This window comes from Cupriavidus sp. D39, assembly GCF_026627925.1.
Classification (GTDB): Bacteria; Pseudomonadota; Gammaproteobacteria; order Burkholderiales; family Burkholderiaceae; genus Cupriavidus; species Cupriavidus ulmosensis.
This window is the reverse complement of the sequence record NZ_JAPNLE010000011.1, coordinates 141935-157613: the sequence shown is the minus strand read 5'-3', so window position 1 is coordinate 157613 and position 15679 is coordinate 141935. Positions and strand designations below refer to the sequence as shown.

The 15679-nt window shown below is 64.3% G+C and carries 15 protein-coding genes and 2 pseudogenes; 14 read left to right on the top strand and 3 right to left on the bottom strand.

Features of this window, described 5'->3' with window-relative positions:
* Positions 1-10: 10 nt before the first annotated feature.
* The 14 genes from OMK73_RS37760 (at position 11) to OMK73_RS37695 (ending at position 11702) form a co-directional block, all read left to right on the top strand.
* The gene (locus OMK73_RS37760) at positions 11-1771 is read left to right on the top strand and encodes a beta strand repeat-containing protein (protein WP_267606778.1); all 1761 of its coding nucleotides are present in this window, start codon (positions 11-13) and stop codon (positions 1769-1771) included.
* Between the two features lie 11 nt (positions 1772-1782).
* Complete coding sequence (locus OMK73_RS37755; RefSeq protein WP_267606777.1) at positions 1783-2313, top strand: hypothetical protein; 531 nt, start codon at positions 1783-1785, stop codon at positions 2311-2313.
* 11 nt (positions 2314-2324) lie between these two features.
* Positions 2325-2642, top strand: coding sequence for a hypothetical protein (locus OMK73_RS37750; protein WP_267606776.1), 318 nt, complete (start codon positions 2325-2327; stop codon positions 2640-2642).
* An 11-nt stretch (positions 2643-2653) separates the two neighbouring features.
* Positions 2654-2968, top strand: a complete 315-nt coding sequence (locus OMK73_RS37745) for a hypothetical protein (protein WP_267606770.1) — start codon at positions 2654-2656, stop codon at positions 2966-2968.
* An 11-nt stretch (positions 2969-2979) separates the two neighbouring features.
* The gene (locus OMK73_RS37740) at positions 2980-3714 is read left to right on the top strand and encodes a hypothetical protein (RefSeq protein WP_267606775.1); all 735 of its coding nucleotides are present in this window, start codon (positions 2980-2982) and stop codon (positions 3712-3714) included.
* 11 nt (positions 3715-3725) lie between these two features.
* Entirely contained in the window at positions 3726-4499 is a 774-nt protein-coding gene (locus tag OMK73_RS37735) for a hypothetical protein (protein ID WP_267606774.1), read from the top strand.
* An 11-nt stretch (positions 4500-4510) separates the two neighbouring features.
* The gene (locus tag OMK73_RS37730) at positions 4511-4825 is read left to right on the top strand and encodes a hypothetical protein (protein WP_267606773.1); all 315 of its coding nucleotides are present in this window, start codon (positions 4511-4513) and stop codon (positions 4823-4825) included.
* 11 nt (positions 4826-4836) lie between these two features.
* Positions 4837-5151 (top strand): hypothetical protein, encoded by a 315-nt coding sequence (locus OMK73_RS37725; RefSeq protein ID WP_267606772.1) that lies wholly within the window; start codon positions 4837-4839, stop codon positions 5149-5151.
* Between the two features lie 11 nt (positions 5152-5162).
* Positions 5163-6761, top strand: a complete 1599-nt coding sequence (locus OMK73_RS37720; protein WP_267606771.1) for a beta strand repeat-containing protein — start codon at positions 5163-5165, stop codon at positions 6759-6761.
* Between the two features lie 11 nt (positions 6762-6772).
* A complete protein-coding gene (locus tag OMK73_RS37715) occupies positions 6773-7087 on the top strand; it encodes a hypothetical protein (protein WP_267606770.1) in 315 nt (104 codons plus the stop codon).
* Positions 7088-7098: 11 nt separating this feature from the next.
* Complete coding sequence (locus tag OMK73_RS37710) at positions 7099-7740, top strand: hypothetical protein (protein WP_267606769.1); 642 nt, start codon at positions 7099-7101, stop codon at positions 7738-7740.
* Positions 7741-7751: 11 nt separating this feature from the next.
* Complete coding sequence (locus OMK73_RS37705) at positions 7752-8066, top strand: hypothetical protein (protein WP_267606768.1); 315 nt, start codon at positions 7752-7754, stop codon at positions 8064-8066.
* An 11-nt stretch (positions 8067-8077) separates the two neighbouring features.
* Complete coding sequence (locus OMK73_RS37700) at positions 8078-10630, top strand: beta strand repeat-containing protein (protein ID WP_267606767.1); 2553 nt, start codon at positions 8078-8080, stop codon at positions 10628-10630.
* A gap of 94 nt (positions 10631-10724) precedes the next feature.
* A complete protein-coding gene (locus OMK73_RS37695; protein ID WP_267606759.1) occupies positions 10725-11702 on the top strand; it encodes an IS5 family transposase in 978 nt (325 codons plus the stop codon).
* An 85-nt stretch (positions 11703-11787) separates the two neighbouring features.
* On the opposite strand, the gene OMK73_RS37690 is transcribed toward OMK73_RS37695, so the two are convergent.
* The 3 genes and pseudogenes from OMK73_RS37690 to OMK73_RS37680 all read right to left on the bottom strand — a co-directional run bounded on the left by OMK73_RS37690 (position 11788) and on the right by OMK73_RS37680 (position 15639).
* Positions 11788-13011 carry a hypothetical protein gene (locus OMK73_RS37690; protein WP_267606766.1) on the bottom strand — a complete coding sequence of 408 codons (1224 nt, stop codon included), beginning with the start codon at positions 13009-13011 and terminating at the stop codon, positions 11788-11790.
* A gap of 750 nt (positions 13012-13761) precedes the next feature.
* A pseudogene (locus OMK73_RS37685) lies at positions 13762-14031 on the bottom strand (IS30 family transposase); the annotation flags it as partial.
* Between the two features lie 41 nt (positions 14032-14072).
* Positions 14073-15639, bottom strand: a pseudogene (locus OMK73_RS37680) (IS3 family transposase).
* Between the last annotated feature and the right edge of the window lie 40 nt (positions 15640-15679).

Sequence of the window (15679 nt, the reverse complement as noted above, 5' to 3'; positions counted from 1 at the left end):
GGGAGGCGCAGTGACGGCGACAGCGGGTAATACACTGACCCTGATAAATAGTGGCAACCTGACGCTGGCCAACGTGACGGCAGGCAACGCGACACTCACCAGCGTGGGTGGCAGCGTGGTGGAGACCGCGGGCGGCACGGTGAACGTGAGCGGATCGACGACGCTGGTGGCTGGCAACGGGTCGGTGACGCTGTCAAACGCGAGCAACGTGCTGGGCACGGTGACGGCGACGGCTGGCAATACGCTGAACGTGGCGAGCGCAGGGAACCTGACGCTGGCCAGTGTGACGGCAGGCAACGCGACACTCACGAGCGTGGGTGGCAGCGTGGTGGAGACCGCGGGCGGCACGGTGAACGTGAGCGGATCGACGACGCTGGTGGCGGGCAATGGGTCGATCACGGTGGCGAACGCGAGCAACGTGCTGGGCACGGTGACGGCGACGGCTGGCAATACGCTGAACGTGGCGAGCGCGGGGAACCTGACGCTGGCCAGTGTGACGGCGGGAAACGCGACGCTCACGAGCGTGGGTGGCAGCGTGGTGGAGACCGCGGGCGGCGTGTTGAACGTGAGCGGATCGACGACGCTGGTGGCGGGCAATGGGTCGATCACGGTGGCGAACGCGAGCAACGCGCTGGGCACGGTGAGCGCGACGGTGAACTCGAGCGGAACGCTGAATCTGACGAGTGCAAACAACCTAACGCTGGCCAACGTGACGGCGGGCAATGTGACGCTGTGGAGTACGGGTGGTGTGGTGATGGAGGCCGCCGGTGGGGTGGTGACGGTGAGCGGGAACCTGACGCTGAGCGCGGCCAACGCGGTGGCGCTATCGGGCAACGTGAGCGCAGGGAACCTGAGTGCGACGAGCACGACCGGTAGCGTGACGGACACGGGCGTGGTGAACGTGAGCGGGTCGACGACGCTGGTGGCGGGCAATGGGTCGATCACGGTGGCGAACGCGAGCAACGCGCTGGGCACGGTGACGGCGACGGCTGGCAATACGCTGAACGTGGCGAGCGCAGGGAACCTGACGCTGGCCAGTGTGACGGCGGGCAACGCGACACTCACGAGCGTGGGTGGCAGCGTGGTGGAGACCGCGGGCGGCGTGTTGAACGTGAGCGGGTCGACGACGCTGGTGGCGGGCAATGGGTCGATCACGGTGGCGAACGCGAGCAACGCGCTGGGCACGGTGACGGCGACGGCTGGCAATACGCTGAACGTGGCGAGCGTAGGCAATCTAACGCTGGCCAACGTAGCTGCGGCTAACGTTTATCTGTGGAGCACGAATGGCAGCATCAACGGCGTGAGTGGGTCGCTCAATGTGGCTGGAACGTTGAGCCTGACCCAATCGGGTAGTCTTGTCCTTGCAAACGTGAGCGCGGGGAACCTGAGCTTGTCGAGCACGAGCGGCAGCGTGACGGACACGGGCGTGTTGAACGTGAGCGGATCGACGACGCTGGTGGCGGGCAATGGGTCGATCACGGTGGCGAACGCGAGCAACGCGCTGGGCACGGTGACGGCGACGGCTGGCAATACGCTGAACGTGGCGAGCGCAGGGAACCTGACGCTGGCCAGTGTGACGGCAGGCAACGCGACACTCACCAGCGTGGGTGGCAGTGTGGTGGAGACCGCGGGCGGCACGGTGAACGTGAGCGGATCGACGACGCTGGTGGCGGGCAATGGGTCGATCACGGTGGCGAACGCGAGCAACGCGCTGGGCACGGTGACGGCGACGGCTGGCAATACGCTGAACGTGGCGAGCGGGGGAACCTGACGCTGGCCAGTGTGACGGCAGGCAACGCGACACTCACGAGCGTGGGTGGCAGCGTGGTGGAGACCGCGGGCGGCGCGGTGAACGTGAGCGGCAACGCGACGCTGAGCGCGGCGAACGCGGTGGCGCTGAGTAACGTGAGCGCGGGGAACCTGAGCTTGTCGAGCACGAGCGGCAGCGTGACGGACACGGGCGTGGTGAACGTGAGCGGCGCGACGACGCTGGTGGCGGGCAATGGGTCGATCACGGTGGCGAACGCGAGCAGCGCGCTGGGCACGGTGACGGCGACGGCGACGGCTGACAATACGGTGAATCTGGCGAGCGCAGGGAACCTGACGCTGGCCAACGTGACGGCAGGCAACGCGACGCTCACGAGCGTGGGTGGCAGCGTGGTGGAGACCGCGGGCGGCACGGTGAACGTGAGCGGATCGACGACGCTGGTGGCGGGCAATGGGTCGATCACGGTGGCGAACGCGAGCAACGCGCTGGGCACGGTGACGGCGACGGCTGGCAATACGCTGAACGTGGCGAGCGGGGGAACCTGACGCTGGCCAGTGTGACGGCGGGCAACGCGACACTCACGAGCGTGGGTGGCGGCGTGGTGGAGACCGCGGGCGGCGTGTTGAACGTGAGCGGCAACGCGACCCTGAGTGCGAACAACGCGGTGTCGCTGTCGGGGAATGTGAGCGCGGGGAACCTGAGCTTGTCGAGCACGTACGGCAGCGTGACGGACACGGGCGTGTTGAACGTGAGCGGTGCGACGACGCTGGTGGCGGGCAATGGGTCGATCACGGTGGCGAACGCCAGCAGCGCGCTGGGCACGGTGACGGCGACGGCTGGCAATACGCTGAACGTGGCGAGCGGGGGAACCTGACGCTGGCCAGTGTGACGGCGGGCAACGCGACGCTCACGAGCGTGGGTGGCAGCGTGGTGGAGACCGCGGGCGGCGTGTTGAACGTGAGCGGCAATGCGACGATGAGCGCGGCCAACGCGGTGGCGCTGAGTAACGTGAGCGCGGGGAACCTGAGCTTGTCGAGCACGACGGGCAGCGTGACGGACACGGGCGTGTTGAACGTGAGCGGATCGACGACGCTGGTGGCGGGCAACGGGTCGATCACGGTGGCGAACGCGAGCAACGCGCTGGGCACGGTGACGGCGACGGCTGGCAATACGCTGAACGTGGCGAGCGGGGGAACCTGACGCTGGCCAGTGTGACGGCAGGCAACGCGACGCTCACGAGCGTGGGTGGCAGCGTGGTGGAGACCGCAGGCGGCACGGTGAACGTGAGCGGATCGACGACGCTGGTGGCGGGCAATGGGTCGATCACGGTGGCGAACGCGAGCAGCGCGCTGGGCACGGTGACGGCGACGGCTGGCAATACGCTGAACCTGGCGAGCGCAGGGAACCTGACGCTGGCCAGTGTGACGGCAGGCAACGCGACACTCACCAGCGTGGGTGGCAGTGTGGTGGAGACCGCGGGCGGCACGGTGAACGTGAGCGGATCGACGACGCTGGTGGCGGGCAATGGGTCGATCACGGTGGCGAACGCGAGCAACGTGCTGGGCACGGTGACGGCGACGGCTGGCAATACGCTGAACGTGGCGAGCGCGGGGAACCTGACGCTGGCCAGTGTGACGGCAGGCAACGCGACACTCACGAGCGTGGGTGGCAGCGTGGTGGAGACCGCGGGCGGCGCGGTGAACGTGAGCGGCAACGCGACGCTGAGCGCGGCGAACGCGGTGGCGCTGAGTAACGTGAGCGCGGGGAACCTGAGCTTGTCGAGCACGAGCGGCAGCGTGACGGACACGGGCGTGTTGAACGTGAGCGGATCGACGACGCTGGTGGCTGGCAACGGGTCGATCACGGTGGCGAACGCGAGCAACGCGCTGGGCACGGTGACGGCGACGGCTGGCAATACGCTGAACGTGGCGAGCGGGGGAACCTGACGCTGGCCAACGTGACGGCAGGCAACGCGACGCTCACGAGCGTGGGTGGCAGCGTGGTGGAGACCGCGGGCGGCACGGTGAACGTGAGCGGCAATACGGCGCTGACGGCGGCCAACGGCAGCGTGGTGCTGGATAGCACGAGCAACAACCTGAATGGCACGGTGACCGTGTCGACGAATAGCGCAAGTGGAACAGTAGCGCTGGCGAACAGCGGTAATTTGACCGTTGCGAATGTGTCCAGCTACAACTTGATGCTCTCGAGCGCGAATGGCAGCATTTCGAGGATTGGCGGTAGCCTAGATTTGAATGTAGGCGGAAACTTGAGCCTAATGCAAGCAGGCAACTTGGCGCTCGGGACCGTTAGCGCAGGCAATATCAGCGTTGTGAGTACGAATGGCTCTGTCTCATGGCAGTACCTGAATGCGAACGAGACCTTGAATCTGAGCGCGTCGAACAACATTTCGATGGGGAACTTGTCGGCGGACAACGTGCTGCTCAACAGCACGAATGGCAGTATTTCTGGAGTCAATGGAACGTTGACGATATCAGGAACGCTGGGGCTGAGCACGAAGGGAGATTTGACGGTAGGCAACGTGAGTGCTGGCAACCTGAGCTTGTCGAGCACGAGCGGCAGCGTGACGGACACGGGCGTGTTGAACGTGAGCGGGTCGACGACGCTGGTGGCGGGCAATGGGTCGATCACGGTGGCGAACGCGAGCAACGCGCTGGGCACGGTGACGGCGACGGCTGGCAATACGCTGAACGTGGCGAGCGGGGGAACCTGACGCTGGCCAGTGTGACGGCGGGCAACGCGACACTCACGAGCGTGGGTGGCAGCGTGGTGGAGAGCGCGGGCGGCGCGGTGAACGTGAGCGGCAACGCGACCCTGAGCGCGGCGAACGCAGTGGCGCTGAGTAACGTGAGCGCGGGGAACCTGAGCTTGTCGAGCACGACGGGCAGCGTGACGGACACGGGCGTGTTGAACGTGAGCGGATCGACGACGCTGGTGGCGGGCAACGGGTCGATCACGGTGGCGAACGCGAGCAACGCGCTGGGCACGGTGACGGCGACGGCTGGCAATACGCTGAACGTGGCGAGCGGGGGAACCTGACGCTGGCCAGTGTGACGGCGGGCAACGCGACGCTCACGAGCGTGGGTGGCAGCGTGGTGGAGACCGCGGGCGGCGCGGTGAACGTGAGCGGCAACGCGACGCTGAGCGCGGCGAACGCAGTGGCGCTGAGTAACGTGAGCGCGGGGAACCTGAGCTTGTCGAGCACGACGGGCAGTGTGATGGACACGGGCGTGGTGAACGTGAGCGGTGCGACGATGCTGGTGGCGGGCAACGGGTCGATCACGGTGGCGAACGCGAGCAACGCGCTGGGCACGGTGACGGCGACGGCTGGCAATACGCTGAACGTGGCGAGCGGGGGAACCTGACGCTGGCCAGTGTGACGGCGGGCAACGCGACGCTCACGAGCGTGGGTGGCAGCGTGGTGGAGACCGCAGGCGGCACGGTGAACGTGAGCGGATCGACGACGCTGGTGGCGGGCAATGGGTCGATCACGGTGGCGAACGCGAGCAGCACGCTGGGCACGGTGACGGCGACGGCTGGCAATACGCTGAACCTGGCGAGCGCAGGGAACCTGACGCTGGCCAGTGTGACGGCAGGCAACGCGACACTCACCAGCGTGGGTGGCAGTGTGGTGGAGACCGCGGGCGGCACGGTGAACGTGAGCGGCAATGCGACGCTGAGCGCGGCGAACGCGGTGGCGCTGAGTAACGTGAGCGCGGGGAACCTGAGCTTGTCGAGCACGAGCGGCAGCGTGACGGACACGGGCGTGTTGAACGTGAGCGGCGCGACGACGCTGGTGGCGGGCAACGGGTCGATCACGGTGGCGAACGCGAGCAACGCGCTGGGCACGGTGACGGCGACGGCTGGCAATACGCTGAACCTGGCGAGCGCGGGGAACCTGACGCTGGCCAACGTGACGGCAGGCAACGCGACGCTCACGAGCGTGGGTGGCAGCGTGGTGGAGACCGCGGGCGGCGCGGTGAACGTGAGCGGCAACGCGACGCTGAGCGCGGCCAACGCGGTGGCGCTGAGTAACGTGAGCGCGGGGAACCTGAGCTTGTCGAGCACGACGCGGCAGCGTGACGGACACGGGCGTGTTGAACGTGAGCGGCGCGACGACGCTGGTGGCTGGCAACGGGTCGATCACGGTGGCGAACGCGAGCAGCGCGCTGGGCACGGTGACGGCGACGGCTGGCAATACGCTGAACGTGGCGAGCGGGGGAACCTGACGCTGGCCAGTGTGACGGCAGGCAACGCGACACTCACGAGCGTGGGTGGCAGCGTGGTGGAGACCGCGGGCGGCACGGTGAACGTGAGCGGATCGACGACGCTGGTGGCGGGCAATGGGTCGATCACGGTGGCGAACGCGAGCAACGCGCTGGGCACGGTGACGGCGACGGCTGGCAATACGCTGAACGTGGCGAGCGCAGGGAACCTGACGCTGGCCAGTGTGACGGCAGGCAACGCGACACTCACCAGCGTGGGTGGCAGTGTGGTGGAGACCGCGGGCGGCACGGTGAACGTGAGCGGATCGACGACGCTGGTGGCGGGCAATGGGTCGATCACGGTGGCGAACGCGAGCAACGCGCTGGGCACGGTGACGGCGACGGCTGGCAATACGCTGAACGTGGCGAGCGCGGGGAACCTGACGCTGGCCAGTGTGACGGCGGGAAACGCGACGCTCACGAGCGTGGGTGGCAGCGTGGTGGAGAGCGCGAACGGCACGGTGAACGTGAGCGGCAACGCGACGCTGAGCGCGGCGAACGCGGTGGCGCTGAGTAACGTGAGCGCGGGGAACCTGAGCTTGTCGAGCACGAGCGGCAGCGTGACGGACACGGGCGTGTTGAACGTGAGCGGATCGACGACGCTGGTGGCGGGCAACGGGTCGATCACGGTGGCGAACGCGAGCAACGCGCTGGGCACGGTGACGGCGACGGCTGGCAATACGCTGAACGTGGCGAGCGGGGGAACCTGACGCTGGCCAGTGTGACGGCGGGCAACGCGACGCTCACGAGCGTGGGTGGCAGCGTGGTGGAGACCGCGGGCGGCGTGTTGAACGTGAGCGGCAATGCGACGATGAGCGCGGCCAACGCGGTGGCGCTGAGTAACGTGAGCGCGGGGAACCTGAGCTTGTCGAGCACGACGGGCAGCGTGACGGACACGGGCGTGTTGAACGTGAGCGGATCGACGACGCTGGTGGCGGGCAACGGGTCGATCACGGTGGCGAACGCGAGCAACGCGCTGGGCACGGTGACGGCGACGGCTGGCAATACGCTGAACGTGGCGAGCGGGGGAACCTGACGCTGGCCAGTGTGACGGCAGGCAACGCGACGCTCACGAGCGTGGGTGGCAGCGTGGTGGAGAGCGCGGGCGGCACGGTGAACGTGAGCGGCAATGCGACCCTGAGCGCGAACAACAACGTGGTGCTGAGTAACGTGAGCGCGGGGAACCTGAGCTTGTCGAGCACGAGCGGCAGCGTGACGGACACGGGCGTGGTGAACGTGAGCGGCGCGACGACGCTGGTGGCGGGCAATGGGTCGATCACGGTGGCGAACGCGAGCAGCGCGCTGGGCACGGTGACGGCGACGGCTGGCAATACGGTGAATCTGGCGAGCGCGGGGAACCTGACGCTGGCCAACGTGACGGCAGGCAACGCGACGCTCACGAGCGTGGGTGGCAGCGTGGTGGAGAGCGCGGGCGGCACGGTGAACGTGAGCGGCAACGCGACGCTGAGCGCGGCCAACGCGGTGGCGCTGAGTAACGTGAGCGCGGGGAACCTGAGCGCGACGAGCACGACGGGCAGCGTGACAGACACGGGCGTGGTGAACGTGAGCGGGTCGACGACGCTGGTGGCGGGCAATGGGTCGATCACGGTGGCGAACGCGAGCAACGCGCTGGGCACGGTGACGGCGACGGCTGGCAATACGCTGAACGTGGCGAGCGGGGGAACCTGACGCTGGCCAGTGTGACGGCGGGCAACGCGACGCTCACGAGCGTGGGTGGCAGCGTGGTGGAGACCGCGGGCGGCGTGTTGAACGTGAGCGGCAATGCGACGCTGAGCGCGGCCAACGCGGTGGCGCTGAGTAACGTGAGCGCGGGGAACCTGAGCTTGTCGAGCACGACGGGCAGCGTGACGGACACGGGCGTGTTGAACGTGAGCGGATCGACGACGCTGGTGGCGGGCAACGGGTCGATCACGGTGGCGAACGCGAGCAACGCGCTGGGCACGGTGACGGCGACGGCTGGCAATACGCTGAACGTGGCGAGCGGGGGAACCTGACGCTGGCCAGTGTGACGGCAGGCAACGCGACGCTCACGAGCGTGGGTGGCAGCGTGGTGGAGAGCGCGGGCGGCACGGTGAACGTGAGCGGCAATGCGACCCTGAGCGCGAACAACAACGTGGTGCTGAGTAACGTGAGCGCGGGGAACCTGAGCTTGTCGAGCACGAGCGGCAGCGTGACGGACACGGGCGTGGTGAACGTGAGCGGCGCGACGACGCTGGTGGCGGGCAATGGGTCGATCACGGTGGCGAACGCGAGCAGCGCGCTGGGCACGGTGACGGCGACGGCTGGCAATACGGTGAATCTGGCGAGCGCAGGGAACCTGACGCTGGCCAACGTGACGGCAGGCAACGCGACGCTCACGAGCGTGGGTGGCAGCGTGGTGGAGAGCGCGGGCGGCACGGTGAACGTGAGCGGCAACGCGACGCTGAGCGCGGCCAACGCGGTGGCGCTGAGTAACGTGAGCGCGGGGAACCTGAGCGCGACGAGCACGACGGGCAGCGTGACAGACACGGGCGTGGTGAACGTGAGCGGGTCGACGACGCTGGTGGCGGGCAATGGGTCGATCACGGTGGCGAACGCGAGCAGCACGCTGGGCACGGTGACGGCGTCGGCCAACGACACGGTGAGCCTGGCGAGCGCGGGGAACCTGACGCTGGCCAACGTGACGGCAGGCAACGCGACGCTCACGAGCGTGGGTGGCAGCGTGGTGGAGACCGCGGGCGGCACGGTGAACGTGAGCGGCAACGCGACCCTGAGCGCGAACAACAACGTGGTGCTGAGTAACGTGAGCGCGGGGAACCTGAGCTTGTCGAGCACGACGGGCAGTGTGATGGACACGGGCGTGGTGAACGTGAGCGGGTCGACGACGCTGGTGGCGGGCAATGGGTCGATCACGGTGGCGAACGCGAGCAGCACGCTGGGCACGGTGACGGCGTCGGCCAACGACACGGTGAGCCTGGCGAGCGCGGGGAACCTGACGCTGGCCAGTGTGACGGCAGGCAACGCGACGCTCACGAGCGTGGGTGGCAGCGTGGTGGAGACCGCGGGCGGCACGGTGAACGTGAGCGGCAACGCGACCCTGAGCGCGAACAACAACGTGGTGCTGAGTAACGTGAGCGCGGGGAACCTGAGCTTGTCGAGCACGACGGGCAGTGTGATGGACACGGGCGTGGTGAACGTGAGCGGGTCGACGACGCTGGTGGCGGGCAATGGGTCGATCACGGTGGCGAACGCGAGCAGCACGCTGGGCACGGTGACGGCGTCGGCCAACGACACGGTGAGCCTGGCGAGCGCGGGGAACCTGACGCTGGCCAGTGTGACGGCAGGCAACGCGACGCTCACGAGCGTGGGTGGCAGCGTGGTGGAGACCGCGGGCGGCACGGTGAACGTGAGCGGCAACGCGACCCTGAGCGCGAACAACAACGTGGTGCTGAGTAACGTGAGCGCGGGGAACCTGAGCTTGTCGAGCACGACGGGCAGTGTGATGGACACGGGCGTGGTGAACGTGAGCGGGTCGACGACGCTGGTGGCGGGCAATGGGTCGATCACGGTGGCGAACGCGAGCAGCACGCTGGGCACGGTGACGGCGTCGGCTGGCAATACGGTGAGCCTGGCGAGCGCGGGGAACCTGACGCTGGCCAGTGTGACGGCAGGCAACGCGACGCTCACGAGCGTGGGTGGCAGCGTGGTGGAGACCGCGGGCGGCACGGTGAACGTGAGCGGCAACGCGACCCTGAGCGCGAACAACAACGTGGTGCTGAGTAACGTGAGCGCGGGGAACCTGAGCTTGTCGAGCACGAGCGGCAGCGTGACGGACACGGGCGTGGTGAACGTGAGCGGCGCGACGACGCTGGTGGCGGGCAATGGGTCGATCACGGTGGCGAACGCGAGCAGCGCGCTGGGCACGGTGACGGCGACGGCTGGCAATACGGTGAATCTGGCGAGCGCAGGGAACCTGACGCTGGCCAATGTGACGGCAACGAACGCCACACTGACCAGTGTGACAGGCAGCGTCGCTCAGGCTACCAACGGCTCATTGAACGTGAGTGGTGCCGCAACGTTCACGGCTGCCCATGGCAGTGTGGTGCTCAGCGGTTCGAACAACACGCTGAATGGCACCGTAAATGTGACTATTGCCTCTAATGGCGCGGCAATTGTTACAGGAGTAAGCGCGGGCAACTTGACCGTAACGAAGATCTCGGAAAGCAACTCAACGCAATCCAATGTAACCAACGGCACAGTAAGTAACACGACGCTGTCGAACATGACGGTACCGAATGACAACACGATATTGACGCAGCTCTCGGGCGTGACGCAAGGTCAATCGAGCCTGGTACTCACCTCGATTGCCTCAACAGGAAAGCAGCAGTTGATCGGGGGCAGCGATCGTTTGACCAGTGGCATGTTGTCTGCTCCATTGAGTCTGGATGTTGCGGCACAGCGGCAGCTTTCCTCAATCACGCTGATCGAACGGACGCTGACACTGCTGGTTGATGCCAATACGACAAGCGTGATGAATCTGTCGAACGTCAACTCGACCAACTCAGGAGAGTTACAATAAATAATCAGTACAGGCAGCAGCGGCATTGGTGCATGGATAGCGATTTGAAAGGATTGAGGATAAAGTGGTGGATCCCTCCCTTCGCTGCAGAGGCATGCCGAACAAGCACAACGCCGCTGGGCGGCATCACATCCCGAAGATGCCGCACCGGGTGACAAACTGGTCTGCCTATGAAGCGGGCCTTCGCAGCCGGGGCAGTCTGACACTCTGGATGACGCCCGAAGCCGTAGTGCAGTGGCAGGCCGAACCGCGCACGACGCGCGGTGGACAGGCACGGTATTCGGATCTGGCGATAGAAACCACGCTCATGCTGGGCTGCGCCTTCAAACTGCGGCTACGCCAGACCGAAGGCCTGATGGGCTCGGTGATCGCGCTGATGGGACTGACGGTGCCGGTCCCTGATCATACGACCATGAGCCGTCGTGCGAAGAAGCGCCCGGCTGTTAGCCGGCCCCGTTTGCCCGACGGGCCACTGAATGTGCTGATCGACAGCACCGGGCTGCAGGTATTCGGCGCGGGACAGTGGCTGCAGGACAAACACGGAGCAAAATCCCGCCGGGGCTGGCGCAAGCTGCATCTGGCGGTCGATGCCGACAGCGGCATGATCGTGGCGCAGACGCTCACGGACCAGGACGGCGATGATCCGTCACAGGTAGCGCCACTGCTCGATCAGATCGACGGCGAAATCGCAAAGGTCACCGCCGATGGGGCCTATGACGGCGCGCCGACGTATCAGACGATCGCACAATATGGCGAGGGCATTATGATCGTGATTCCGCCGCGCTCGACGGCGGTGCGCAGCGGCGAGCCCGGCCCTCCCACCCAGCGAGACCGCCATCTCGAAGTGATCGAGGCGAAGGGGTGGCTGGCCTGGCAGGTGGCCACCGGCTACGGCAAACGCGCCCGGGTCGAGACCACGATGGGCCGCTACAAGGCGCTGATCGGGCCGCGTCTGCGCGCACGCGATCCGGCTGCCCAGCACACCGAGGCAGCCATCGGCGTGGCCGTGCTCAACCGGATGCTGGCCGCTGGCCGCCCCCACTCCGTCCGCAGTGAGGGGCGCCTCCCGTAGAACTCCATCTCAAAGAGCCAAGCTCGTTCGTCTCATGATCCATGCACCAACGCCACCACGCTGGAAACGTGACATAGTCGTTTTCTCAGTTGTGATATTCGCGCGGTGGGGCCAAAATCGCAGAGTCGGGCTCTCGATTACTGATGGCACCGGACAAAGGAAGAGGCGAGCAAGCGACAATGTCATATTCAGCGTCATCCCTCTCCATCACACATTGACATGAGAAGCACTCTCCCCGGTCAGGAATTTCCACGGCCGCTAGGCCCTTCGCGGCCCCTTTGGGGATAACGATGGCGAAGTCTTCTGGGGTGTGTTTCAACGGACCGGAGCGGGTGTCGACCAAGATACCCCAGTACGGTAACCGAATCGTGCTCGGCGCCATGGGCTTGAGCAGCACTAACCGGCCTAAGCCAATCAGCCGATAATCGACGTAAGTCTTGTCATTGGCACGCCGAATGGCCGTCGCTTCTCCAATATAGAGCTGTCCGCCCATGAAACTGATTTGTCGGAATCCAAGCAGTTGACCAGGCCAGAGCGCCATACTTTGCAGATCAGACTGCAACTTGACCATCCCATCATCAGCTCCTGTCTTCTCGTGCCGGATGGCGCATTGATATCCTTTTAATCTTGGATCAAAAGTGCCGCGGTGAACTTGTAGTTCCGCGTCGATGAGCATCCTGCAACCGTGCGCGAAGAACACCTCCAGACCAAAATCTGCTGTTCCTGGCGTCGTTGGATTCTGTGCGCGTGGATTATCTGACAACAGGCAACCGAAGTCGCTGTAGGAAAGCACAAGGCGAGCTTCTGCAGGCAATGGCACGGAGCGCGTATCCCTGTCCCAATCATTGGGGTCCCGGACGACCTCTTTTGGTAACGATTGAATGAGGGCAGTCGGATCGAAAGAATCGTGCTCCCCAACGTCGAGTTCAATACCAAGGTACTGATCCGAATCAAACGCCCTATAGCCCGCTGCTGATACCACGCTCTGCTTCCTGTTAGCACGAGCGCCAAGTCGCTGAAAAATCAGACGCTCGGTTTGCATGTCGACATTCATAATGTGCCGTCGGCGCATTCTGTGAGTGTCAATGGCCCCGAGCAGGAGCCCCGCGATCAGATCGACCCTGGCCTGATCCGTGGGGTTGCGCGCTGAGCCTTGAACAGAAGCAACCAGGAAGGGTAGCGCCATCTGCCAATGCTTACGACTGGGTGACACATATCGCATGGCAGACCAGCGCACGCAATGGCGCCACAAAGCGGCTACCTGGTTTTCCACAGTGGTGTCAGAGGGTAGGCTATCGGACAGGATCAATACTAGGTGATCCTCCTTGGCTCTGACTGATTGCGTATAGAGACTCTCTATAGCGAGCTCACAATAACCCCTGCACAGAGACGTAATATGATCGAATCGGACCGTGCTCTCCGGCCCGTCCAAAAATCAAGCCATATTCGGTCAAGACAAGGCAGTGTCACCAGGTTGATCTTGGTGACGAGCTCGATCCACCCTTCCCATTTAGCTCCACGGATGCGGCGCGCCAGTGACCTGAGCTTCTTTTCTCCCTCCAAGAGGGCTTTCATCGAATTCATCGTAAAAACGGCTTACCAGAATAATGGGGGTGCTGCCCAAGCGGTACACGCGGCGCGTACGTGATCAAACTACATGAGTGCAACGCGACCGGATGCTTACAATAACATCGCGTGAGTTGATCTGGGGCAAGCAGCGTAGGCGCCGCCTCAGACAAATCCAAAAGGTCTTCCTGACGCGCCGCTATTTGACGAATACGCACCGGCGACAAGCGAAAAGGCGAAACAAAACTATGCCGGTCCTGCAAAAGGCGCTCGGCTGAGCTGTCAGCGCACGGTTCAGGGGGGCGATGGCGATCAGTTGCCGCACACATCCTCATCCCTACGAATCCCTTTCCGGTTACAGTCCGCAGGAAATATTAAAGACACCAGAGGCATGATATTGGGTAGTTCGGCGGACTTATCTGAGCATTTGATATGCGAAGTCATTATGAAATATATATCCGGGCGGTTTCAAGTCCCAAGTGCAACACCCGCGTCAGTGAATTGAAGTTGGGAGGTGAGAAACTTGTTTGAGCATACGAGCGAACACCTCCAGTGGGGAGTGGAACGCGTGCGTAGCACGAGGTCGTTTGTTCAAGCTGTCGGCAATTGCGTCGAGTTCTTCTTGTGTGTGCACGGACAAGTCGGTGCCCTTGGGCAGGTACTGGCGCAGCAGCCCGTTGGTGTTCTCACAAGTGCCACGCTGCCAGGGGCTGTGCGGATCGCAAAAGTACACCTTGACGCCAGTGTTGGCGCTAAGCTCACTGTCGGCGGATTTCAAGCTAGTTGACGCCTAAACTTTTGACTTTAAGCGGCAAGTTTTGAGTCTAAGCCCTCCAATGGTTGGCGTCGCTGTTCGGTGGCGTGGTGATCGGGGTTGAGATGGACGACGAGGACCGGCTGCCAGTTACGAATCGGGCCGCTCCAGCGATGCGGGTGCCGTGCTTTTGCAGCTTCGTAGACAGCAGCGCGTTGGATGAGCAGCGCAGTGTCCAAGCCGGCATGTCGCTCCGCGGGCGTGACGAAGTTGATTGCACTATGACGATGCTCGTGGTTGTACCACTGTACAAATGTGTCGACCCAATGCCGGGCGGCGAACACAGTGGCGAACGGCCGGCATGGATGAGTGGGCCGGTATTTCATCGTTCTAAAGAGCGATTCAGAGAACGGGTTGTCGTTGCTGACCGCGGGGCGGCTGAACGAAGGCGCTACGCCCAGCGCTTGCAGGGTAGCGAGCATCGTGGCCCCCTTCATTGGGCTGCCGTTGTCCGAGTGCAGCACAACCTGATGCGGCGCAATACGCTCGCGCAGGCAAATATCGCGCATCACCTGGGCGGCCAGTTCGCTGCTCTCGGTTTCATAGACTTGCCAGCCAACGATCTTGCGGCTAAAAATATCCAAGAACAAGTACAAGTAAAAATACAGGCCTTTCACATGGGTAGGCAAATAGGTGATGTCCCAACTGAACAACTCATTCGAGGTCGTCGCGCATAGCGCGCGCGGCTTGCTGCGAGGCTGGGCCGGCTGCTGGGCACCTCGGTGTTTGAGCTGGTTTTCCGCTTTCAGAATGCGATTAAATGTCGACTCCGAGGCAAGGTACTGCCCTTGATCGGCCAACCGCGGGACGATCTGGCTGGGCGGGAGATGACCGAATTCGGCCGAGTTGGCCACTGCCAACACGCGCTGGCGCTCCAGGGCGCTGAGTCGGTTTTTAGGCAGTTGCACCCGCATAGGCCGCTGATCGCCTCGTTGCGTATCGCGCCGCCAGCGTTGCAAGGTGCTCTCACTCAGATTGATCGCCGCACAAGCCCGATCCTGCCGTGCCCCCATCGTCATGGCCTCTTCCAGCAAACCAATGATCTGATTGCGCTCTGTCAGGGCGGTCATCTGACCTCGTCCTCCCAGAGCGCTCGGAACTTTTTTGCAGCACCAGCAATGCCGCCGCCTCCGCTAAGGCGCGGTCTTTGCGCTGCAGCGCTCGCTTGAGCTGCTCTACTTCTTCTTTCAGCCCACGCAACTCCGGACCAGCACCGGTCGCGACACCTTTGCCTTGGAGACAAAACGCCGCCTTCCACTCCGCCAGGTGATGGGCAAACAAGCCTTTTTCCCGGCACCATGCATGCAAAGCTTCCTCCGACAGACCGTGCGTTTCCTGCAGCGCCAGCAATTGCTCTTCCGCCCGCCAATCCTGCGGGCGTCTCTCATGCTGCGCTAGCGCGCCAACCTGGCCTGCCGGTTTCTTTTTCATCCAGTTCTTTAAGGTGTGATAGCTGACGTTCAGATCTTCCGCCACGGCATGTACTGTCCGCTCTCCGCGGGAATACGCCTTGACCCGCGCTTGCTCTATGAATGCCGAAGAATACTTTGCTTTCATCTATGCCTCTATCTTTCTCTTGAAAAGAATTTAGAGGCGT